Origin of the sequence: Rhodococcus sp. DK176 (assembly GCF_038447315.2) — a bacterium.
In the GTDB taxonomy this organism is placed as follows: Bacteria; Actinomycetota; Actinomycetes; order Mycobacteriales; family Mycobacteriaceae; genus Rhodococcus_F; species Rhodococcus_F jostii_A.
Window position 1 is genome coordinate 302,200 of the sequence record NZ_CP118322.2, and the last position, 21,233, is coordinate 323,432.

Annotated in this window: 20 protein-coding genes and 2 pseudogenes; 10 read left to right on the top strand and 12 right to left on the bottom strand. The window is 66.9% G+C overall.

Features of this window, described 5'->3' with window-relative positions; genetic code table 11:
* The first annotated feature begins 351 nt into the window (after nucleotides 1–351).
* The 3 genes from PSR88_RS38260 to PSR88_RS38270 all read left to right on the top strand — a co-directional run bounded on the left by PSR88_RS38260 (nucleotide 352) and on the right by PSR88_RS38270 (nucleotide 2,029).
* Nucleotides 352–489 carry a hypothetical protein gene (locus PSR88_RS38260; protein ID WP_016880596.1) on the top strand — a complete coding sequence of 46 codons (138 nt, stop codon included), beginning with the start codon at nucleotides 352–354 and terminating at the stop codon, nucleotides 487–489.
* Between the two features lie 217 nt (nucleotides 490–706).
* Nucleotides 707–844 carry an ABC transporter gene (locus PSR88_RS38265; RefSeq protein ID WP_237723853.1) on the top strand — a complete coding sequence of 46 codons (138 nt, stop codon included), beginning with the start codon at nucleotides 707–709 and terminating at the stop codon, nucleotides 842–844.
* A gap of 408 nt (nucleotides 845–1,252) precedes the next feature.
* A complete protein-coding gene (locus PSR88_RS38270) occupies nucleotides 1,253–2,029 on the top strand; it encodes a VOC family protein (RefSeq protein ID WP_016880598.1) in 777 nt (258 codons plus the stop codon).
* 222 nt (nucleotides 2,030–2,251) lie between these two features.
* Here the strand turns inward: PSR88_RS38270 and PSR88_RS38275 are convergent.
* A pseudogene (locus PSR88_RS38275) lies at nucleotides 2,252–2,480 on the bottom strand (cold-shock protein).
* Nucleotides 2,481–2,657: 177 nt separating this feature from the next.
* On the opposite strand from PSR88_RS38275, the gene PSR88_RS38280 reads away from it, so the two are divergent.
* Genes PSR88_RS38280 through PSR88_RS38290 form a run of 3 tightly spaced genes read left to right on the top strand, consistent with a single transcriptional unit; the run spans nucleotide 2,658 to nucleotide 5,308 of the window.
* Complete coding sequence (locus PSR88_RS38280; protein ID WP_157180074.1) at nucleotides 2,658–2,927, top strand: hypothetical protein; 270 nt, start codon at nucleotides 2,658–2,660, stop codon at nucleotides 2,925–2,927.
* A 21-nt stretch (nucleotides 2,928–2,948) separates the two neighbouring features.
* Nucleotides 2,949–4,511: a hypothetical protein gene (locus tag PSR88_RS38285; RefSeq protein WP_037196026.1), complete on the top strand. Its 1,563-nt coding sequence runs from the start codon at nucleotides 2,949–2,951 to the stop codon at nucleotides 4,509–4,511.
* Nucleotides 4,511–5,308 carry a hypothetical protein gene (locus tag PSR88_RS38290; RefSeq protein ID WP_005567517.1) on the top strand — a complete coding sequence of 266 codons (798 nt, stop codon included), beginning with the start codon at nucleotides 4,511–4,513 and terminating at the stop codon, nucleotides 5,306–5,308. The genes PSR88_RS38285 and PSR88_RS38290 overlap by 1 nt, the downstream gene beginning before the upstream one ends.
* A gap of 199 nt (nucleotides 5,309–5,507) precedes the next feature.
* On the opposite strand, the gene PSR88_RS38295 is transcribed toward PSR88_RS38290, so the two are convergent.
* From PSR88_RS38295 to PSR88_RS38305, 3 genes are all read right to left on the bottom strand, one after another.
* Nucleotides 5,508–5,999, bottom strand: coding sequence for a helicase associated domain-containing protein (locus PSR88_RS38295; protein WP_016880601.1), 492 nt, complete (start codon nucleotides 5,997–5,999; stop codon nucleotides 5,508–5,510).
* Between the two features lie 361 nt (nucleotides 6,000–6,360).
* Nucleotides 6,361–7,314: a hypothetical protein gene (locus PSR88_RS38300; RefSeq protein ID WP_016880602.1), complete on the bottom strand. Its 954-nt coding sequence runs from the start codon at nucleotides 7,312–7,314 to the stop codon at nucleotides 6,361–6,363.
* A gap of 215 nt (nucleotides 7,315–7,529) precedes the next feature.
* The gene (locus PSR88_RS38305) at nucleotides 7,530–8,702 is read right to left on the bottom strand and encodes an ATP-binding protein (RefSeq protein WP_016880603.1); all 1,173 of its coding nucleotides are present in this window, start codon (nucleotides 8,700–8,702) and stop codon (nucleotides 7,530–7,532) included.
* Nucleotides 8,703–8,971: 269 nt separating this feature from the next.
* On the opposite strand from PSR88_RS38305, the pseudogene PSR88_RS38310 reads away from it, so the two are divergent.
* A pseudogene (locus PSR88_RS38310) lies at nucleotides 8,972–10,200 on the top strand (IS256 family transposase).
* A gap of 437 nt (nucleotides 10,201–10,637) precedes the next feature.
* On the opposite strand, the gene PSR88_RS38315 reads toward PSR88_RS38310, so the two are convergent.
* From PSR88_RS38315 to PSR88_RS38330, 4 genes are read right to left on the bottom strand one after another with little or no spacing between them, the layout of a single operon-like run.
* A complete protein-coding gene (locus PSR88_RS38315) occupies nucleotides 10,638–11,672 on the bottom strand; it encodes a TniQ family protein (protein ID WP_016880608.1) in 1,035 nt (344 codons plus the stop codon).
* Nucleotides 11,669–12,706 carry an ATP-binding protein gene (locus PSR88_RS38320; RefSeq protein WP_016880609.1) on the bottom strand — a complete coding sequence of 346 codons (1,038 nt, stop codon included), beginning with the start codon at nucleotides 12,704–12,706 and terminating at the stop codon, nucleotides 11,669–11,671. Before PSR88_RS38320 ends, PSR88_RS38315 begins: the two co-directional genes overlap by 4 nt.
* Nucleotides 12,703–14,805, bottom strand: coding sequence for a Mu transposase C-terminal domain-containing protein (locus PSR88_RS38325; protein WP_016880610.1), 2,103 nt, complete (start codon nucleotides 14,803–14,805; stop codon nucleotides 12,703–12,705). Before PSR88_RS38325 ends, PSR88_RS38320 begins: the two co-directional genes overlap by 4 nt.
* On the bottom strand, nucleotides 14,802–15,584 hold the full coding sequence (locus tag PSR88_RS38330) for a TnsA-like heteromeric transposase endonuclease subunit (RefSeq protein WP_016880611.1): 783 nt from the start codon (nucleotides 15,582–15,584) through the stop codon (nucleotides 14,802–14,804). The genes PSR88_RS38325 and PSR88_RS38330 overlap by 4 nt, the downstream gene beginning before the upstream one ends.
* Before the next feature lie 380 nt (nucleotides 15,585–15,964).
* Between PSR88_RS38330 and PSR88_RS38335 the strand changes: the two genes are divergently transcribed.
* Nucleotides 15,965–16,948 (top strand): histone-like nucleoid-structuring protein Lsr2, encoded by a 984-nt coding sequence (locus PSR88_RS38335; protein ID WP_016880612.1) that lies wholly within the window; start codon nucleotides 15,965–15,967, stop codon nucleotides 16,946–16,948.
* A 1,417-nt stretch (nucleotides 16,949–18,365) separates the two neighbouring features.
* Complete coding sequence (locus PSR88_RS38340; protein WP_157180076.1) at nucleotides 18,366–18,575, top strand: hypothetical protein; 210 nt, start codon at nucleotides 18,366–18,368, stop codon at nucleotides 18,573–18,575.
* Between the two features lie 244 nt (nucleotides 18,576–18,819).
* On the opposite strand, the gene PSR88_RS38345 is transcribed toward PSR88_RS38340, so the two are convergent.
* From PSR88_RS38345 to PSR88_RS38355, 3 genes are read right to left on the bottom strand one after another with little or no spacing between them, the layout of a single operon-like run.
* Entirely contained in the window at nucleotides 18,820–18,981 is a 162-nt protein-coding gene (locus PSR88_RS38345) for a hypothetical protein (RefSeq protein WP_016880616.1), read from the bottom strand.
* 26 nt (nucleotides 18,982–19,007) lie between these two features.
* Nucleotides 19,008–19,265: a hypothetical protein gene (locus tag PSR88_RS38350; protein ID WP_237723855.1), complete on the bottom strand. Its 258-nt coding sequence runs from the start codon at nucleotides 19,263–19,265 to the stop codon at nucleotides 19,008–19,010.
* Nucleotides 19,258–19,620, bottom strand: a complete 363-nt coding sequence (locus PSR88_RS38355) for a WhiB family transcriptional regulator (RefSeq protein WP_016880618.1) — start codon at nucleotides 19,618–19,620, stop codon at nucleotides 19,258–19,260. Before PSR88_RS38355 ends, PSR88_RS38350 begins: the two co-directional genes overlap by 8 nt.
* 442 nt (nucleotides 19,621–20,062) lie before the next feature.
* On the opposite strand from PSR88_RS38355, the gene PSR88_RS38360 reads away from it, so the two are divergent.
* Nucleotides 20,063–20,326 carry a LuxR C-terminal-related transcriptional regulator gene (locus PSR88_RS38360; RefSeq protein ID WP_016880619.1) on the top strand — a complete coding sequence of 88 codons (264 nt, stop codon included), beginning with the start codon at nucleotides 20,063–20,065 and terminating at the stop codon, nucleotides 20,324–20,326.
* 204 nt (nucleotides 20,327–20,530) lie between these two features.
* On the opposite strand, the gene PSR88_RS38365 is transcribed toward PSR88_RS38360, so the two are convergent.
* Nucleotides 20,531–20,761, bottom strand: a complete 231-nt coding sequence (locus PSR88_RS38365) for a DUF2188 domain-containing protein (RefSeq protein WP_083853020.1) — start codon at nucleotides 20,759–20,761, stop codon at nucleotides 20,531–20,533.
* Nucleotides 20,762–21,233 lie beyond the last annotated feature (472 nt).

Here is a 21,233-nt window from a genome sequence, read left to right on the forward strand (position 1 = left end):
GTAGCCGGGCTGGCATCGCCATAGGGTGAGGACAAGACTGCGAAACCCCGCCGGAGCTGGCGGACGGCGGGGCCGCTACACCAGCAGTCGAGTATCGGTTGCGCAATGCGAACCCAACCAGCTACTAGGGTCCAGCTGACGGGCGGGACACCGACAACCTGCACATGGGATCAGCCGGTGCGGAACAGATCGTATGACGCCGACCACCTATGTCCCAAAAGTGTGGCGTACGACACGCTCACTTTCTTGCGGCAAACGCGAAGGCTGCACTTGTATATCCGCGGGATCGGAGTCCAGACGGTGTGTTATGCCTACTCAACTAACAGTGCACGCCCGAACGCTCAGGTTGCCGTGAGGCGTTCAGCGCCCGCCTATCGGTACGACCTCGCCGGTGTCCTGGACCCCTCCACCGGCAGCATCGACCATGGTGCCGCCGCTGCCGGGGTCGCCTTCGTCGGGCAGGAAGTCCCGGCGTGGGATCCCGACTGACCGCGCAGGAGCGCTACGACCACCACATCGGAAGCCTCGAGCATCACGACAATGTGAAACCCCTACCCTTGGCGGCGACCGCCCTGCTGGAGAAGCAATCACGACAGACCCCGGTGGGAGGCTCTCACAGGGGCAGCAGCGTAGACTCCATCTCGCCATGTAGTTCGCCTCCCGCCCCGTGCTGCTCATCTGCGACGAACCCACGAACCACCGGTCGGTGTCCCTGGTCGACGACCTCACCGCCGCACTGTCGGACACCCCGGCCGCGGTCCTTGTGGCTACCCATGACCGGCAGATGCTCACCGATCTCGCACATTGGCCCCGCTTGTGCCTGAACGTCGACCCCGCCCGGTGACACGTGTGCGATGCCCAGCGTGAGCATGCCGAGCAGCCATACACGTTGGGGGTGGCGCACCGGAAGACGCTGACCGCCGACGCCGCAACGCGCGGCAGACAAGCACCGGGCGACGCTGAGTACGTCCCGGCCGAACGTCTCTCGGGCGGATATTCCGGCGCAGCAGGGGCAACCGTTCGAGGCGCGTCGGATGGCCGACCGACTGATTACCCGGTACCCCGCTCTCGGTGACCGGAAGGACACCCTGGCGAGGTGAACCCAGGCATCTGCCGCGCTGCGCCTGCGGACTTTCGTCCTGTCGATTGCAGAGCGGGTTCGCGGAGCGGACAGCGAATCCCATGGCTCTGCCGTCGAATGTCGGTGCCGCGGGCTAGCGTCGAGTGGGTACCCGACAGCTGAGGAGCAGCGATGAGCGCGGTCACGACGAATCAACCACTCGGCACCCCCACCTGGATCGACCTGGGCATCCTGGATCTCGACCGGGCGATGACCTTCTACGGGTCGGTCTTCGGTTGGGAATTCGACGTCGGTCCCGAGGAGTACGGGCGGTACACGATGTGTCTGCTCGGCGGCAAAAAGGTCGCCGCGCTGATGCCGAATCCCGACGAGAACGCCACCGAGTTCTGGTGGAACGTCTACCTGGCGACCGACGATCTCGATGCGACGGTCGCTCGGTCCGCCGCCGCGGGCGGCACGCTGCTGATGGAGCCGATGGACATCGCCGACCAGGGTCGGATGGCGATGGTGCGGGATCCGTCCGGGGCGCAGTTCGGCCTGTGGCAGGGGCGGGCACACGTCGGCTGCGAGCTCGTGAACGAGCCAAACACGTTGTTACGCAACGACTTAGTGACCCCGAATCCCGGCCCGGCACGGGAATTCTACGCGGCGGTGTTCGACTTCACCCTGGACGGGAACGACGACCTGCCCGGCGTGGACTTCACCTTTCTGCGCAGACCGGACGGGCACGAGATCGGTGGCATCGTGGGCGACCCGGCCGCCTCCGCGTCCTCCTGGGGCACGCTCTTCCAGGTCGTCGATACCGACGCGGTCGTCGCCGCCGCGCGGGCGAACGGGGGTACCGCGGACGATCCGACGGACATGCCGTACGGGCGGACCGCGGATGTCACCGATCCGTTCGGTGCGACGTTCACGGTGGGTTCCCCGCTGCCGGGCGGGCAGGGGTAGAGGGGTCCGGAGACTAGCTATTCGGCCGGGCACCTCGGTGGCGGTCGTAACGTCAGCATCCGGGTTCAATGGCTCTGAAACGTCGTGGTCGTCACCGGATGGCGGGCGGCGGGTTGCCCCTGCGCTCCTCGTCGCCGCCCGGGCCCCGCCTTACCGCTGTATGTTTCCCTGCGCGCCGCACATCGGACAACGAGGCGGCTCCTGCCCGTCGGTGTGCGGTGCTTAGGTGGTCTGCACGTTCTCGGCCTGCACGCCTTTCTGTCCCTGGCCGACCTCGTATTCCATGTGTTGTCCCTCGTCCAGGGTCTTGAAGCCCGCTGCCCGCGATCTCGGAGAAGTGGACGAAGAAGCCGCCGTCGGGGGCGGTGAACCCGAAACCCTTCTCGCCGTTTCCAGGTCTCGGGGATGTGGAAGTAGATCCACAGGTTGGCTCTCCGCACGGTGCTTGCATTTGTGCGTGCATTGTTGCGAGCAAAGATGCGAGCACGTGGTTTAATGGCCTTGAGCGGATGTTGCTCTGTAGCGACCGAGGCCGATGACCCAGCGGTCTGGCCGGCACACCTCAACGCGGAAAGGACAACTCGCGATGCCCAATCCCCGTGGTTCTCAGAGGCCTGAGGGCGCGTTCATGCCACCCGTGCTGTCGCCCGCCACCGAAGACTCTCGTCCGGGCGGGAAGGCGACGACACCTCCTGTTGTCGCCACGCTGGAACCCCTATCGCGAGAGGACAAGGAGGCCTTGAATACCCGCGTGCCGGCGAGCACTGCTCGGCGGCTGAAGTGGTTCACCAAGCATTACGAGTACACGGTTACCAATGTCGTTGATGTCGCGCTGCAGGAACTCTTCGCGCGCCACGGCGTTCCCAACATCGACTCCAACGGTGAGATCGTCGAATAGATGAACCGGGGAGGGCGATCGATGACGGGTGAGGACCAGTACGCGCTGTTCGAATTCGATGATGCCACTTCAAAAGTGGACGAAGATGCTGTTCCCTCCGAATCCATCTCCGACGAACAGTCGGACGGCGCCGAAGAAGCCTCAACCGCACAACCTCCCGAGGACGACCGTGGCACAACCAACCCACCGCCATGGGAGAGCCTGCCGGTAGGTGTCGAGGCGGATGAGCATGCGCTGATCGTGACCGCCGCGGGAACGTACACACCGTCCGGGCATGAGTTGACCGGTCCGGTCGATTCGGTGGAGAAACTCGACAAACTGGTTCGCTGGGCCTCCCTGAAACCGCTGGGTGCGCCGCCGCAGGTGTGGATCGTCGGACAGGGCGCGTGTGAAGCGTTGGGGTGGGTGATCGACCCGGGCAACGAAGAGGACTTCGACGACATGGAGGCACTGCGCACCCGCGCCGCCGCCGACCTGACCGCGGTCCTGCAAGCCGCCCTCACCCCGATGCTCAGCGCTGGGTGGGAGTTGCGCGGCGATCCGGGACACGTGGTGCACCTGTCCCGCAGCATCGGCAAGTTCACCTCCATGGTCGATGTGGTCATCGAGCCGTACGTGTGGACATACTGGAACAAGGACTTCGGCTGGAACAACCGGGTCGGCGAGATGGGCATCCTCGGCTCACCCACCGCCGGAACGTATCTCCCCGACGACGACCTACCAGCCGCCCGTGAACTCGGCCGACGGCTGGCGTGGTCCGCGAAACACCTCGGCGTGCTGCCCGGGCCGACCCCCGCGCGCACCGGCGCCGCGATCCTCGACAAGATCAAGCGCGAACGCACCCGATCGGGGAAGGGCATTGTGGTGGCGACCGCCGGCCCGGTACCACCGCTCGATGGTGCTCCCCGCAAGGAGCTCGAACCCGCGGTCGGCTGGGTCCGAGTGCCCGACGGGGAGGATCTCGACGGTGTAAGCCGGTTGGTGTCCATCGACCAACGGGCCGCCTACCTGGCGTCGGCCGGGATGCTCGAATTCGGGTACGGGCAACCCACACATCTGACCGGTGCGGCGGCCGCGGCGGCGGTGGGGGACAAGGGTGCCCCGTTCGGGCTGTGGCGGATCACCCTGCCGCCCGGGCAGACACTGTCGCTGCCCGAGAAGCTGCCGTTGCCGCACCCGCACATGCTTGCGGACCAGCCGGTGCAGACGTGGGTCACCTCGGTCAGCCTCGACGGGTTGTGCTCACCGGTCGCGGATGGGGGGATCGGCGCCGACCGGGGCGACCTCGACATCACCGAGGCCTGGGTCTACCCGCAGCAGAGCCGCGTACTGGACAAGTGGGCGAAGATCCTCCGCGAGGCCCGCAAGACCGCTGTTGACACCGAGGACGCCGCAATGAAGAGCTTCATCGGCTCCTGCTACAAGGGCTACATCGGGCGGATGGTCAACCCGGACATGTGGACTGCCAAGCAGATGCAACACCACCACCAACCGCTGTGGCGTGCGGACCTGGCGTCGGCGGAGGACATGCACGATGTGAAACTAACGATCAAAGCGGCATTCGCCGAGGAAGACGAGGACTGATGGCCCTGCATCTTCCCAAGCCCCGCACCACGAAGCCGCCGCAGCAGGCGGTCGGTCTCGATGGCCTCAAGGTTTCCGTCGCCAGCGCCGCGACCAGCGGTGTGGAGAAGTCGAAGCAGGTCAAAAGCGGGGGACTCGCGGGTTTAACCAGCAAGGTCTCGGTGAAACAGTTGCGTAAGGAACTCGGCAACGAGGGCCTGCGGCAGGCCGCAATCGATGCCGGCCGCACACCGCCGTCCGCCCGCACGTTGCGCCGGTGGGCGCAACAGGGCCGCATCCCCCACCCCGATGTTCTCGAGCGAGCGCAACGCCGTGCCGCGATCGAACGCCTCGGCGGCATCGACGCTGTGGCCACCAAGATCGGCCGATCCCGCTCCGCCGTCTCCCGATACAGGTCCGGTGAAACGAACGAGCTGCGCGCCGACGCCAGCAAGAAACTCAAGAACGTCAAAGCCGAGGACATCATGAAACGCGCCGGCGTACTGCGCCCCGACGGAACACCCAAAAAGGCGGTCATCCGCGTCAAGGGCGGCGTCATGGTCCGCAACGGCGCCGACGAGGGCTACGACTACCGCATCCGCACCCTGGACTTCGCGAACTCCGACACCCCGTTCACAAGTGAAGAGTCCCGCGAACTCGCCGCCGCACTGGCCAACGACGATCACGCCCGCGTCGTCGCGTTGCTCGAGCGGCACGCCACCCTCGACTACCCCGAAAACAAAGGCTTCGACACGTACAGCGACCAGTTCGGATTCCACTTCGACCACATCGACTCCGTCCATATCGACTGGATCTAAGAGTCCTCCACGTACCTCGGCTGGCCGCGCCGAAGCAATCCACAGGGCTGCTAGATATTTCGGGACGCTGTGTCCCTCACGTCGACGTGTGCGTGGCCGGCCGGGACAGGGGTCTGCCCACCAAGTGGGTCAACTACCACTGTCCGCCGGATGAAGGGGCGAGCGCCCATTGTCCTCCGTAGACAAGGGCGGAGGATGTCTATCCGACAGGCTGTGGTGATATTCGTGGGCCCCGTGGACGTGGGCTGGGGGAGACCCCGAGGGCAGCAAGTGGACGCCTCTCGTCGTCGGGCAATGCGTTGGCTCGCCACTTCTTCACCGCCCGGTAGAGCCACTGGCCTACCTGTTCACCGTCGGCGCTGACATAGTTCGCGGGGACGAGTGCGTCGCCGTGCTCTTCGCGGTAGGCGGCAATTTCAGAAAGCATCCGTCGCCGCTTGCCATCGGCCGGTGACACGGCAGGAAGTGGAATATCGTCATCACTCCACACGAACCCGATCGCATCGAGTTGCGCAATGCGTTGGGGCGGAAGGGTGCCGAGCATACGGGCAACCCGCTGGCGGTCCTGCCACAGTCCCAGTCGAAAACCGCATTCGGTGACATAATCGACGGGCACCACGATTCGGGGATGATGGCGGCGAAACGCAGCGTAAAGCTGCAGAGGTGAGGCCGAGGACCGGTTTGCTCGCATCGAAATCACATCCTTTGTGAAAGCTGTCAAGCGTTGCCCGGATAGTCACTAACTCAAGTATGTCAACCTATTTGACGATCTGTCACGGAAGTCGACCCACGATGGGGTGCAACTTGTGCGCAGCTCGTGAGAGCCAGTGCAACTCACAGGTGAGCGCCAGCGCGAAGGGCCCGTCGCGCTCGCCTACGGGAATACCGAGGTCCTTGGACCGGTCCCCCGGTACAGGGAAGCGCGCTCCCGCGTCCTGGCGTTGGCCTGATATCACTCCAGCCTGTGCCGCGGCGATGTCGGTACGCCGTCACCCTCGGGGACATGGCGTATTCACAGGTCAAGGATGGAAACGTGCGGATCGGTTCTCGGTTCAGAGGTTCCAGAGTCGGAGCAGCGCGGCCCGCAGGCTGGCGGAGACGATGCGGTGGTCGGTGCGCAGCCGGGGATTGGGGTGCCCGACGTCGGCGAGCCATACTTCCGCGTCGGTCACCGCGATCGGCTCCAGGTCCACTCGGGTGCGCAGTTGGTACGCCACCGCTCGGCGGGTGTGCGGGATCGCGATCGGGTCGGAGTCCACGACCGCGGGCGAGTAGAGCCATTCGTTGTCGGCGGTGACCTGGAGCAGGACGTCGCCGCGCTGGAGCCGCCCGCGGCCGCCGGGGGTGTCGATGCGGAACCATTCGAGCTGGTACTTCGCCGCCGGCCCCGCAGACGTACGGCGGCGGCTGGTGCGGGCCGCCCGCTCGTGTTCTTCCGCGGCGCCGGGTTGGTAGTCGGTGATGTGCCACAGGAACATCCGGGTTACCGGGGTGGGGAGGAAATCGGGCTCGGCACGGTTGCGGCCGCCGATTCCGGGCAGGGGGACGGCCCGACCGATCTGCCAGATGGCGGTGGCGCTGTCGAGGAACACCTGGTCGACCTCGGTGATCTCGTCGATGCCGTCGATGAACTTCCGCACGGCGGCGACAATGTCGGGGTCGTCGGTGATGACCACGGCCTCATCGGCGATGGTGGAGCTGTACGAGGCGTTGGCGGAGCCGATGACCGCCCGCCTACTAGTGGCGATCACGTTCGCATGCAGGTTCGGCGAGGACAGCACCCTCACCCCGGCGTCCACATAGTGCGTGAGCGCGATCGGGGAGGTCGCATGTGCACGTACCGCGGCGCGGGAGGCGTTGACGACGAGGACATCACCGGCACGCAGCGGCAGCAAGGTGGGTGCGTCCTCGCCGAGGTGGGCGATCGCGGCATGCCGAGGTCCCCGCGTTCGGATGGCGCGGGTGATGTACGGCCACGGGCTCGGCCCGTGGAAGGTGGTTCCCATACCCGAAAAGGGTAGCGGGGATGACCGCTTCGGCCGGTCGGCCCCGGATGACCCGGCGCACAAGCAAGGCCACCATCTCGCTCGTGAAGTGCGGGTGACTGCTGTAGAAGGACGTTTCGGCCGGGCTCGGGGTGGAAGTCTCAGCGATCATTGTTTTTCTTTTGCAGAGTGCTGGCATGCGCCGCGAGAGCCGATGGCGTGTGAGTGCAGGAGTTTCAGGCGGTGGGCTGGCGACGAATGAAGTCGGCCATTCCCGGGACGGTGAACGCGATGCGACCGTGTTCGGGTGACCAGATGAGGCCCTTCTTGATGGCGGAATCCCGGACATCGCTGACCGCGGTCGTCGCCACCCCCATGGCTGCGGCGACCTTCCCGGACCGGGGAGTGGGCTCCCCGGTTTCGGCGATGGCGCGCAGGTACCGGCGCTCCCGATCGGTGGCCCGGGTCCACCGAGACGGAAAGAACCCGTCGTCCAACGCTCGACGGCCCTCCTCGACCGCGAGGTGGGCGTCCTCAGAATCAAAGAGGGAGGTAGGGGCGGTGTGCCAGATCGCCTTGCCGAACTCTTGCAGGAAATACGGGTAACCGCCGCTGGCTTCGACGACGATCTCGAGCGCGTCCGGGGTGAACGCACCCCCGTGCGCCTCGACCGGGACCCGAAGCGCATCGGCGGCATCGGCCGGGGAGAGCGGTCCGATGGTCCGGTAGGAGAATTGCCGTTCGGCGTAGGAGCGGCTGTCGGCGAGCACCGCTGGCAGGCTGGGCAGACCGGCTCCGATGACGAAGAACGGCCATTCACGTTGGCTAGCGCGGTGCTGCACCGCGAGCAGGGCACCGAGCAGGTCTGGGTCTAGGTCCTGCATTTCGTCGATAAACAGTCCGAACGCGGCACCCTTCTTGCCCATGACGTCGCTGATTGCTTCGACCAACTCCTCGAGGTCGAGGTCGATGTCGCCGCTGGCGGCCCGCCCACCGAGGGTGACTTCGATCTTGGCCGGGCCGAGGCCGACGCCGAGGGTGAAACCCCTCGCGAGGGAGACGAGGTCGTCGATGACCTTGTGCCGTTGATGTTTGCGGCTGAAACGGCGCAGGCCGACCGCGAGTTCGTAGCCGAGTCGGGCGCGGACCGCGGCGATCCCGGCCTCGTTCGGCCGGGCCTCGATGCTGATCGCCAACCATCCCTGCCGCTCGGCGTGCTCGGCCAGGGTGTTGAGCAGGGTGGTTTTTCCGACCCCGCGGAGCCCGGAGAGCACCATGCCGCGGTCGTAGTTGCGTTGCTTGCTGCGGGCGACGAGCAGATCGAATTCCTCGCGCTCTCGGTCCCGGCCCTCCAGAGCCGGGGGTCGCAAACCTGAGCCGGGTTTGAACGGGTTCAACGCGGGATCCATATCGACAACTATAGACACTTATAGGACAGAGTCCATAAATACCTATAAATAGCTATAGCTGCCCATAGGGCGGTCCGATTTCCGCTGCGGGTGCCATCGACAACGGTGGATCCGTTGTCGGTTCTTGAGCGATCTGGCGGATTCTGGAGTAGGTGTCCCGTGGAGTGGTGGGGTTTGGGGCTGAGCGGCGCGGCTCCGACGTAGAGAGGGCCATCGGCGGGATCTTCGGTGTGTACGGCCAAGCACGCATCGAAGAAAGAGGTCCACCGATGGCCCTGTCCCAGTCTGCCCTGTCCGAGCTACTCGACGCATTCCGTACCGGAGACGGAGTGAATCTGATCCGTGAATCGGTCCGGATGGTTATGCAAGAACTGATCGAAACCGAAGCGACCGAACAGATCGGCGCCGGCCGCTATGAACGCACCGAGGCCCGCACGACCGAACGCAACGGAGCCCGGTCCCGGCTGGTGGCCACCCAAGCCGGCGACGTCCAATTGCGGATCCCGAAACTGCGCAAGGGCTCGTTCTACCCCTCGATCCTCGAACCCCGCCGACGGATCGACCAGGCACTGTACGCGGTGGTGATGGAGGCCTACGTACACGGAGTTTCCACCCGCAGCGTGGACGACCTCGTAGCGGCTCTGGGAATCGATTCGGGAATTTCCAAGTCCGAGGTGTCGCGGATCTGCGCCGGCCTCGACGAGGTCGTCGGCGCATTTCGCACCCGCTCGCTCGACCACACCGCGTTTCCTTACGTCTACCTCGACGCGACCTACCTGCACGTACGCAACTCCTCTTCGCAGGTGACATCGATGGCGGTCGTGGTCGCCACGGGGATCACCGCCGAGGGTGCGCGTGAGGTCCTCGGCCTCGATGTCGGGGACAGTGAGGACGAGGTGTTCTGGCGCGGCTTCCTCGCTTCGCTGAAGAAACGCGGCCTGTCCGGTGTCCGACTGGTCATCAGCGATCAGCATGCCGGCCTGGTCGCGGCCTTGCGGCGCTCGTTCCAGGGCTCGGGGCACCAGCGGTGTCGAGTGCATTTCGCGCGAAACCTGTTGGCGCACGTCCCCAAGTCGCACTCCGACATGGTCGCCGCCGTGTTTCGCACGATCTTCGCCCAGCCCGATCCCGCCACCGCGGCCTCCACGTGGGACGAGGTCCGCGATCAGTTGGCCGGCCGGTTCCCCAAGATCGGTCCCTTGATGGACCAGGCGAAGGCGGAGGTCTTGGCGTTCAGCACGTTTCCGCGGGCACATTGGTCGAAGATCTGGTCGACCAATCCGTGGAGCGGGTAAACAAGGAGATCAAGCGCAGAGCCCGTGTCGTGGGCATCTTCCCGAACGAGGCGGCCGTGATCCGACTCGTCGGTGCGGTCCTGGCCGACATGCACGATGAGTGGCAGTCCGGCGAGCGCCGCTACCTCTCCGAGGGGTCGATGGCGTTGCTAGATCCCAGCGGCGATACTGGGACCATCGCCGCGATCAACCGTGGCGAGTAGGCACCGAGGATTCGACCTCAAAGCCCACCACCCCACGGGGCTCTATCATTCTGGAGACAGAAGCATGAATCGGCGCGACTGCAACATGTGGAGTTGCGGTTCCGCCACTTCGGCCACTTCGGATGAGGAGCCTCGCCACATGTGTGAGAACTCCCGCCAGATCAGCCGAGAACCGACACCTGACCCGGTGAGGAACACCGCCTCGGGCTCGTCATCTGCACGGCTCAACTGCGCAATCTCTCCCAGTGCCGAGTCATCATGCGCCACCCAGGCGAGAAACTGCGCCAACGCCGCGCCACATATATGAGAAACGCGCCAGATCGACCGAGAACCGACATCCGGTTCCGTATGTCGGTTCTCGTTTGATCTGGCGCGGCTGACCGGGCTTGACCTGGCTTGCGCCAGTTGGGGGTGGTGTTGTCATTGGTCATCGCTTCTCACTTGAAGTGGCGGATTGTCGGGAGGATGGCGTTGCTGTAGTGCGGGTCGTAAGGGCGGTGGCTGTTGACTCGTTTCCAATGCTTCGCGCGGACTGTTCGAAATAGTGTCCGATGCTTGATGACCCAGCTCTTGAGTGGTTCGATCCAGGTGGAGTAGGACAGCCGGTCGCCGAATCGCTCAGGTTGTCCGAGGCGTCGGCCGACGTGGTGATAGAACGGGGCCACGTCGTGGTCGTCGTCGGCCATGGCGACATGGCGTCTCCATTCGAGATCACAAAGGATCTCGGCGAGCGTGACGATTTCGGGCATGACCACGAGTGTGGTTGCGATCCGGGATCGGGGCAGGGTGGCTGCCCGTTTGTCCCATCGGGTGTGCAGGTTTCTGAAGGCGTAGTAGCTGGGGCTGAAAGGGGCGCGGGCGAGGTGCCAGTCCAGGACGATCCAGCTCGCGTGCCTGAGTTGTGCACGAACCCAGGCATGGTCACCGACAGTCGAGCGCAGTCGGACGAGTCGGCGGTGGGCGGTGATGATCTCGATGTTTTCCGACAGGTCGATCTGGTCGGGGAGATAGCTAGTGGTTTCGATCCAGCGGCGGTGTCGTCGGCAGATGGACGGTGCGTCGCGGTCGTGAACGCGGACCTGCGGACGGCCGGGGATTCGGGCGATGCAGGCGTGGCAGTGGTCGCGGATGGCGGCGCTGCGGAAGACGCGGATCGTCGGGCCGGTGTGGGGCAGTGGGTCGGCTGTGGGATTCGACAGGCTGGGTAGTGCTTTGCGCAGTTGATCGGCGGGCAGGCCGGTGAAGGTTTCGAGCCGGGCCAGTGCGGGCGCGTTGAGCGTGACGTCGCGGTTGTGGATCATCGGCGCGGAGGGGGTGCCGTTGATGGGTTCGCCGAGGGCGCGCAGCAGGGTGGTCGGCCGGGCCAGCGCGTTCGCGGCAGCGAGTCGGAAGACGTAGGACACCAGGGTTTCCCCGCCGATCGGACGGACTCGGACGGGCAGGAGTTGGGCGGGTTGCTGCCATAGCGTCATCGGGCGCTCCCTGGCCGGTGCTGCTGGAACTGGGCGACGGCTGCGCCGTCGAGCAGCACGGCGTCGAGGTGGATATTGGTGATCTTTTCGGTGCCGTCGGTGATGGCATCGTTGGCGGCCTCGTAGATGAGCTGGTCGAGACTGCCGATCATGCCGCCGGTGCGGGCGTGCAGATAGTCGGCCCGCTCGATGAGAGTTCCGGCTTGGTGCTTGTGCAGCCGCAGGGTCTGCTCCATGCTGGCGACGAGCTTGACCCAGTCCTGTTTGTCCTGGTCGGTGCGGTAGGCAAACGGTCCTGTCTTGATGGGGACGAATCGGCCGAGGATCTGACGGCCGCGCATCCCGGACAGCAGGTTGGACTCCTCGAGGTCCAGGCCCGAGTACACGAACGTGGCCGAGATCGCGTCGAAGAAGTATTTCAGCTGGTCGGAGGAATTCTTACCTTTCCTGGTAGTCAGGTCGAGCCGGTGGATCTCGTCGACGAGAACCATGCCGGTGCCGACCCGGCGCATCACCTCGGCGACGGTGTGGGCGATCGACTGGTGGTTGTCGTACCTGCCGATCGGTAACCCGAGGAAGGCTGCCATCTCCCGGGCCAACGATCGTGGGTCCGCGTCCGGTGGGACGACGATGTAGACGACCGGGATTCGCTCAGGGTTAGGCGGATAGCGGCGTTGCAGGTCGATCTGGAACTTCCTGCCCAACTGGGTGATCGAGGTCGACTTGCCGGTACCGCTGGCGCCTGACACCAGCAGCCCGCGTCGGCCGAGCTGCTTGCCGCGGTTGTTGGCCACCAGCTTCGATCCGTAGTGGATGACTCTGCGGATGTCCGGCGTCGCGATCAGCAGCAACGCCGAGTGGTAGTCCTGGCGGGCCTCGTTGTAGAGCTGGCGCTCCAACCCGTCCAGGCGCTTCCAGTCGTCCCTGGGCAGCAGGCGCGGCGGCTCGGGGTTGGGTTGGCTCGCGAACGAGGCCCACCCCTGCTTGGTCGACAACGGGTGGCGGATCTCGGGTTCGGTCGGGGGGATGGTCACGGGCGGACCCCCGAGTCGTCGGCGAACGGGTCGAACATCCCAAACGGCACCACCTCGTCCACCACCGCCTCCAGCGCGCCGGACTCCTCACCGTCGCCTCTGTCATCGGCTGCGGTCCCGGCGGGCAACGCCGAGACCGCAGCCGCCGACGGCGGGACAGTCAGTTCGGCGGGCAGGTGGTTGGTCATCTCGTGGGCAGTTCGGGTGCGCGCCACCACCCGATCGGCGCCGGGGCCGGTGTCCGCGCGGCGCAGCAGGGCCGCGAGGATCACTGCGACGGCCATCTCGTTGGTGTCGTCGACACCGCGCTGCGCGGCAATCTTGCGGGAGGCCCGCCAGGTGAAGTCGGCGAACGGCTGGCCGACCACCATGTGATGGGTCCACGGCGCGGTGATCCAGCCGTGGCCGTGGTGGTTGCGGACCCAGACCCGTGAGACGTCGTAGGGGTCGTGGTGGACCTCCCATCGGCCGCCCTTGGCGGTGACACCGGAGCTCTGTCCGGCCCATCGCCGCAACTCCGCGCTGTTGTAGGTGCGGTACTCGATCTGGATGCCGGTGTCGGTGATCGCCCGCCAGTCCGCGGGGAGCAGTTCGATGTAGTCCTCGCCGGTCAACGCGACCGGGACGTAGCCGGCGGCCGCGACCAGTGCCGCGTAGGCGTCGTTGGGCGAGGTCGCCTGATCGGGGTTGAACGGGTGGCGAAGGCCGTCGTGCGGACGGGTTTGCCACCCGCAGATGACCCACTCGTCGAACAGCTCCTGCAGTTCGGGCAGCGACCAGACGGCCCGCTCGGCGACATCGGCACCGCGGCGGGTGACGTCTCGGCCGGTGTAGCCGGCGACGTGCTGGCAGAACAGGGAATTGATCGAGGCGAAGGTGCGCTCGACGATCGCCTTGTCGGTGGCCGTCTGCTGGTGGGCCGGCTGCACCGAGATGCCGAGGGTGTCCGCGGCCCGCAGGAACACCTCCGACAAGAACACGTTGCCGTGGTCGATCACCACCGTGTCCGGCACGATCACCGGCTTGGCCGCCGCCATCGCCATCCGTGCGTCCAACGCGACCAGACGCTGATGCGGGATGCGGGAGGCTGTCATCGCCAACGACTGATCCCAGCCCGGCCGCATCGGCTCCGGAACCGTGGACCGCGCCAGTAGCAGCGCGGCGTCGACCGCCTTCGCCCCGACCGGCCGCAGCACCCCCGCGCAGATGGTGCGGGTCGCGATATCGATCGACAGAACGAGCTCCGCGCGCCCGATTACCCCGTCGTCCATCACCGCCATGACATCCAGCGGAGTGGCATCGAGCTGCACCTGCTCACCGGGCCGCGCCGCGGTGGTCGCGGTGTAGGGGCGGTCCGGTTTGTTCGCGGTCTGCCGCCGCGTCACCGCCGAGGAGAACGTGTGCCGCCCCGCCGTCAACGCATCCAGCAGCCGGTAGAGCGTCGCCTGCGACGGCAACTCGACCTCACCGGGCCCATGTTCGGCATCCAGACGCTCCCGAATTTGGCGGATCACCCGTGACCGGGTGCCCGTCGATGTATTGGTCTGCGCCGCGACCACCACCCGCGCCGCCTCCACCACCCGCTCATCAGCGCGGCCGTGCGGGGTGGACGTGCGCGTATAGCGGGAATCCACCAACCCCCACAGGCCCTGATCCCGGTAACGTGCCCGCATCCGCTGCACCGTGCGCACACCAATCTTGCGTCCAGCCGCGGTCAGCTCCGCAGCCTTGGCCTTCTCCCGCGCCCGGACTCCCTGCGTGCGCGGGTCGTACTCGGGTCTCGGCCGCGCATTCGGCGTCGCGTCCGTCGGCAGCCCGGTCTCGACCTCGACCACATGCCGTTCCCACTCCCGCGCCGCCGCCACCACGTGATCGGGCATCACCTCGAGCAACCCGACCGGATCAACCTTCGGTGGCGCCGGAATCGTGCCGATTAGCTCGAAGTCCTCGGCCGCCAACAGATACCCCAATGCAACTACCGTGGTCTGCCCGGAATCGGCCAGCAGCCGGATCATCGTGCCCGACAACGCCACCACCGCGTGCGACTGGCCAGCGAAGACCACACGGTCACCGATCCGCACGACACCGTGACCGATCACCGGACACCACCGCCAACCAGATCCTGCGCCGAATTCGCCGTACTGGCCGTCCGCACGATCGTGCGATGCGACAGCACCACCGCCAGATCCGCCACCAACAACTGCTTCCACAGCAGGTGGTACAGGACCGGCAACGTGCCCAACGGGTCTCCGGCCATCTCCGCGCCGTCCATCAACGGTCTCGGCGTGGTGAACACCCCGAGCAGTCGGGTCGCCGCCGTCTCGTCGAAGCAGCGGGGATGCCGATATCCCGCCAGCCACCGCTGATTGGCCACGACCACCGCGTCCATCCGGTCCCACACCGCATAACGCCAGCCCACAGTCGCGCAGGCACGGCCGGTTGCGTCGAACGCCTCCCGGTCACGTTCACTGATTGAATGCAGCTGCCGCGAGTCCAGCACCGCCACCGTGCCATCGGCCGAACGCACCACAAAGTCCGGAGCGTAGCGGCGCGACTTGCCTTCCGCTGACGTCCACAGCAGCCAAAACGGTTGCGACACGATGCCCACCACCGAGGCGTCGAAGTCCAGCGCCACCAGGTGATCCCGCTCGACCCACGACTCGAACCCGATCAACCGGCCCACCGTGCAAGCCCAGTACCAGCCCGGATAGTTCCGCTGCCCGCGATAGGACGGGAACGACCTCACGGGTCGTTCCAGCTCGTCGACCACCTCCGGTAACCACCGCCACGGCACCCGACGCTCCACCCCGCGCCCGGTGAGGAACACGGCCTCGAACTCGTCATCGGCTCGGCTCAACTGCGCAGTCTCTCCCAGCATCGAGGAATCATGCGCCACCTAAGTGAGAAACTGCGCCAACGGCGCGCCACCTGTGTGAGAAACGCGCCAGATCGGCTGAGAACCGACACGACAGGCGGGGCCGAACCCGATTTTCGCCCGAAATCGGCCACCGTGTGGGGAGTGGGGGAGTGGGCGGAAAACAGCTGGTCAGAAGGATTATCCTCGCCCTCCCAGGTGGGGAGGGGGGCGGAAATGGGGTGCCGAACTGAGTGTGAAAGACACTAGACCGGGGGTCTCGCTTCGAGGAATCGTGTCGTCCGCCGATGTGGGGAATGCGCACCGCCCCACGCTCTGGAGGACGGGGAAACTCCGGGCGGAGTTGTCCGGGACATTCGTATTCCGGCCGTTATCCTGACCGCATGCCCGATGACCTCCTCATCGCCCGCAACCCGGAGGAGGGCTCGTCCCTCCCGTATCTGGTCCGCGTGCCGCTCGGGGACGACGGGATCGTGGTCAAGGCCAGATCGCCGTGGCCGCGGGAGGCGAAGGTGTACTGCCACCGCGCCGACGGCTGGCCCGCCGACGCGCAGATCCTCGACCGCCTGCCGGTGCGCTCGTGCACCCGCCGCGGCGCGGCGATCGACCTGGTCCTGACCCGGGCCCGGGAGAATCGGTCCCAACTGGTGCTGACCCGGGCCCGTGGGCGGGAGATGATCTTCTGGCAGTCGCCCCGCACCGCGAAGCAGGCCCGCCCGGCGGTGAGCGTCCTGGCGGCGCGGGCGCACGGCCGGGTACTCGAGATCGTCGTCGACACCGCGGAGAAGTACCCGTACACCTTCGGCAAGCAGCAGGCCAGCACCGTCCGCCGCCGGCTCCCCGCGGGTGACTACGCGGTGCAACTCCACGGGGATGTCGTCGCGGCGGTGGAACGCAAAACGGTCGAGGACCTGGCGTCGAGCCTGCTGTCCGGGCGGATGACCTACGCGGTCGCGGAGCTGGCCACGCTGCCGCGGGCGGCGGTGGTGGTCGAGGACCGCTACCGCCGACTGTTCCAGTTCGAGCACGTCCGCGGCGCCGCGGTCGCCGAGGCATTGGCGGAGCTGCAGGCCCGGTTCCCGACCGTGCCGGTGACGTTCTGTGAGACCCGGCAGTTGGCGCAGGAGTGGACCTACCGGTGGCTCGGGGCCTGCCTGCACGAACTCGACACCGCTGACACGACCCGCGGGCTGGAAACTCGCCGCCGCGGGCCCATCGCAGAAATCGCGGCGCCCATCGGCGCGGAAGAGGATCGGCCGCGCCCGGCCGTGGTGCGCGCGTGGGCGCGGGCACAGGGCCTCGCGGTCTCGGACAAGGGCCGGATCCCGGCCGAGGTGACCGCGGCGTTCCTCGCCGTCACGAGGTAGCACCATCTGCCCGACGCGACACAGAAGAGGATCGGCTCGGGCGCACCGCCGACGACGAGGCTGGTCGCCTCGAGTCGTTCGCCCGTTGACGTTTCGGCGAACCTCGACGATTGTCGTGGACCAGACCCGGATAGTGCTGCGCCACCGTGCCGGCGGTGGCACATTGCAGGCCATGCCGAAGTGCAAGGTGACTCTGCGCAATGGAGCCTCGGGTGACAGAATCTTCGCCTCGGATTTTCAGGCGATCAACGAGACCCACCGGCCCACAGCATCTCCTCGGGCGGGCATCGTCCGGATCGACCGCTACCAGCAGGACGGGAGCGAGGCCGAGGTGTGGCCGGGTTCAGTCACAGGCCGATGATCCGAATCTAGTTGGTCATCGACCGGCGCCCGGAGATGGCGGCGCGAAGGTGAGGTGCGTCACCGGTTGTGTATCGGTGAACCCGATCCCGTGGCCGGGCCGTCGAACGGTGATGGTGATGGGGTGCACAGGAATTCGACGTCACCGGGTCCGTGGTGCTTCAGGGGAGAATCGCAGTCTTGAGCAGGAACGGCGGCGACAGCCTCCGGCACCGTACTGGGTCGTCGAGCCTGCGACCCCCGGCACCGCGCGCCGGAAGCCGGCGAGGGCGACCGGTGCGCCTCGAAGTCCGCGACCCCAAGCCTGCAAGACGCAGCCGTCAAGGCCGTGTACCTCGCCCAGGGAATCCCGAGCACCTTCCTCGCGGCCGACGCGGCGCACCCCCGACGGTGCCACCTCACAGATCGACTTCTACCGGTTCGCGTACCCGCTGATCGATCGGGTCGCCGAGCGCGTTGGGCCGGTGTCGGCGTCGGGGCCGGTGAGGCCCGAGATCGGGCGACGTAACGAAAGACGGTCGGGTGAGTAAAATCGGCGGTAGTGAGTCCCGAAGAGGTGGTGATCCGCGTGATCCATCAACAGATCCGGGATTCGGTCGCCGAGTTGATGCGACTCGACGTCGCGACTGCCGGCCCGCTGAAGTGGCCAAGGTGGACGAGGTGACCGCGCTGGCGGAGATGCGGTACGTGCGGCACCTGCTGAGCCTGCCCGGGTACCGGCCGCCGGTCGGGTGAGAGCCCGTATGTGACCGCCCAATCGTCGACCCGCCTGGGGCCTCAGGATCGCCTGTAGTGCGTCGGGGTCGACCCGGCGCTCTACCTGACGTCGGTCGGCGGGCATAAAATCGTGTGGGTAGAGGTAGATTCGCGATTCGCGGAGGCGGGTGGTCGTTTGGATAGCCACATTCCGGACAGAACATGACTGATCGACCCCCGGCTGCAGCTGGCGCCTCCCGGGTCAGCACCTTGGGGGTCGATCGCTGTCTGCACTCCGCCGCAGACGTCTACCGAGTCGTGTCTACCGGATATTTCGGCCGGGTTCGGGAGGCGGAAGCCCATGAGGCGCGTGCAGCGCTGCAGCTGTTCGTCAAGAAATTGGGGACTGGAAAAGGGCGCGGTGATCCCCGATGCCGAGGCATCTCAGGCAGTCGCTGCCGTGGTGGCACTTGTTGCGGACCGGTGGCTCGTGCTGCTGATCGGCACGGCTTTCGTGGTCTGGCTGATCGCGTTGGTGTTGATTCTGTATGCCGCGATGACGCTCGACTAGAAGATGTCGGACCCGGGTTGTTGCACCAACTTTCATCCACCGGCCCCTGCTATGACACATCACGGCAGCTGACCGGCGAACTGTTCGATGCCGTGCTCGGGGCGCGCACGGCAGGGATGCCCGAGCACAACAAGGATCTACCCGACCTCGATGGCCCTGTCCTCCGACGGGTAGGCGCGGAGGCCGATGCAGAGCGGGGAGATCGTCGGGTGGGACGCAGCGGGGGCGGGGCGTCCGTGGCTCGTCAGGCGGGGTTGGGTCTGTGCGGGTGGTGACGGCGCCGGTGTCGGGTGAACCGGGCGCGGTGGCGCATGTAGGCGATGGCCTCGTCCTGTTGGCGGCGGCGCCGGCGGGCGAGGGTGAGTCGGGCGGCGGCGGTCCGGCGGCGCAGGGTGTCGTCGAACACGAAAGAGGGTGACAGGACCGTGGTCGTCAGCGCACGCCGGCGCTGACGAATACCCGCATCCCGTCCCGGCTGGTGTCGCCGCCGGCCAGGTGGACGGACATCCCGGCGTCGCGGACGGCGGCGACGCTGCGGACGTACCGGGCGGTGAGCCGTTGCAGCTGGGAACGCCACACGCCACGATCGGGGTCCGCGTCCTGGCCGGTCAGGAAGGTGAGCAGATTCGCGTGGGCTTCGAGCAGGGCACCCACCTCCGGCCGGGCTCCGACGTCCAGGCCGTCACCCACGACGATCACCGCCCGTGCTCTGCGCGGCGAGGCCCGGTCGCCCATGACCGAACGTTCGCCGGGGCGTGTCCCGGCGCCGGGCCGCGTGGCGGCGGTCGTGTTCGGTCAGTCCACCCCAGACGCCGTACGGTTCGCCGGCGGTCAGGGCGTGCGCGCGGCACGACGTGAGGACCGGGCATCCTTCGCAGATCGTCCGTGCCCGCGCCTCCCGCCGGGCCCGGGCGTGGCCGCGTTCGGCGTCCGGGGAGAAGAACACCGACAGGTCCGTCCCGCGGCACGCGGCGCGCTGGCGCCAGGACTGCGGACCGGGCGACGCCTGGTCGGGCGGGGACAGTGGGGTTGGGGCGGGTGACACGGTGACTCCTTTATCGCTCCCGAACCTTGACCGGCGCGTACACCGGTTCCGGCACGGGAACCGTTCTTCCTGTTCGTCGGGGTATCAGTTACGTCAGGTTGCAAATAACATACCGGTCTCCCCGTTTCCGGGAGGGTATCCCGGGGCCCGCACCGCCGCGGCACCCGGTCGCCCGGTCCGCAGGATCTCCGGCCACATCCCGTTCGGGGCACACGCGCGGCGTGCGCCGGGGACCGGGTCGGCGAGGTCGCCGCGCACCGGCGCCGGCGAAACCGCGCATACCACCGCGTCCGTGAGCGGTCCGCGCCCACGGTGGCACTCCCCGAAGCGGGGTTCTACCAGGCGTTTGTCGCCACCGCCCGCCACCGCCGGCCATCGGATGGTGGCGGACATCACTGCCCGCGCGGTAACGGCGACACGGTCGCCCACGAATGAGGGGGTTATGGCATCATTTCCCGCTCCCACGCACCTCCGGCCGACCCTGACCCGGCGGGAAATCGAGGTGCTGCATCGGTGGGTGCGCAGTGAGTCGAAGACCGCGGCCGCGACGAAGCTGGGAATCGGCTTGGGCACCGTCAACACCCATTTGAGCCGGATCCGGAACAAGTACGCGCAGGCGGGGCGGCCGGCACCGGACAAGGCCACACTGCTGGTGCGAGCGCTACAGGACCAGATCCTCACCCTGGCCGAACTCGATGGCGTGTGAACCCGGAAGGGTCGTCACCCTGAGAGCGGTGGGCTCTGGTGCCCGCGCCGGTGACGACGCGGACGAGCACCGGTGGATCCATCTCGGCCGACAGGCCCGGTGCCGCAGCGGTGGCCAACCGTCTCACCGGCGTCCATCCGGTCCTCGCCGGCGTGCGGCCCGGGACCTCCGGGTCCGGCGCGGGCACCGGTCGGGACGCCGGCGTCAGTAGGTGAACTCGCGGTAGGCGAAACCGTCGGAGGCGTGCAGCACCACCGTCGCCGGGTGGTGTGTTCGCGCCTGTTCGCGGGCGGCGGCGATCGCTTCCCGCTGGGTACCGAAGTAGGTGTGCTGGCGGGTGCCGTGCTGGTGCATCTCCCAGCGCTCCGCGGGATCGCCCTCGTGCGGCAACACGTCGTAGGTCCGCAATCTCGTCGATGGTGTTGCCCGCTTCATGACGGCCTCCTGAGCGTGTGCTGACTACCGGGGCGGCTCTCGGCACCGGTGCCGACCCGGGGGCACGGGGGATCTGCGACTCACTCCAGTGAACGCCCCGCCGGCAGCCGGACACAACCACGGTCGGGGGCGGCAGCCGGAGGCGTGGTGAAGTCGACGCTCAACGCACAGCCGCCGAGAGCGAGTTCGGAACCGCCGCGGCGGCACGGATCGGGGCCGAACAATGGCAGGGCAGTCTTGCCGACACCCGCTGCTGGGACTCGAGCACCGCGGCCGATGCCTCAGTTCGTCGATCCGGGTGGTCACCGTGACCAGGGAAGTGTTGGTGTACTTGGGACACCCATGCTCAGCCAAACCGGCCCACCGAACTCTTGGTTGTTTCGGACGAATCAGCCCGGCCCTGACCACCACTGCGACTGCCGCGCAATGATCGCGTACCTCCACGTGTCCGGGATCGGCATGTACCAGACCC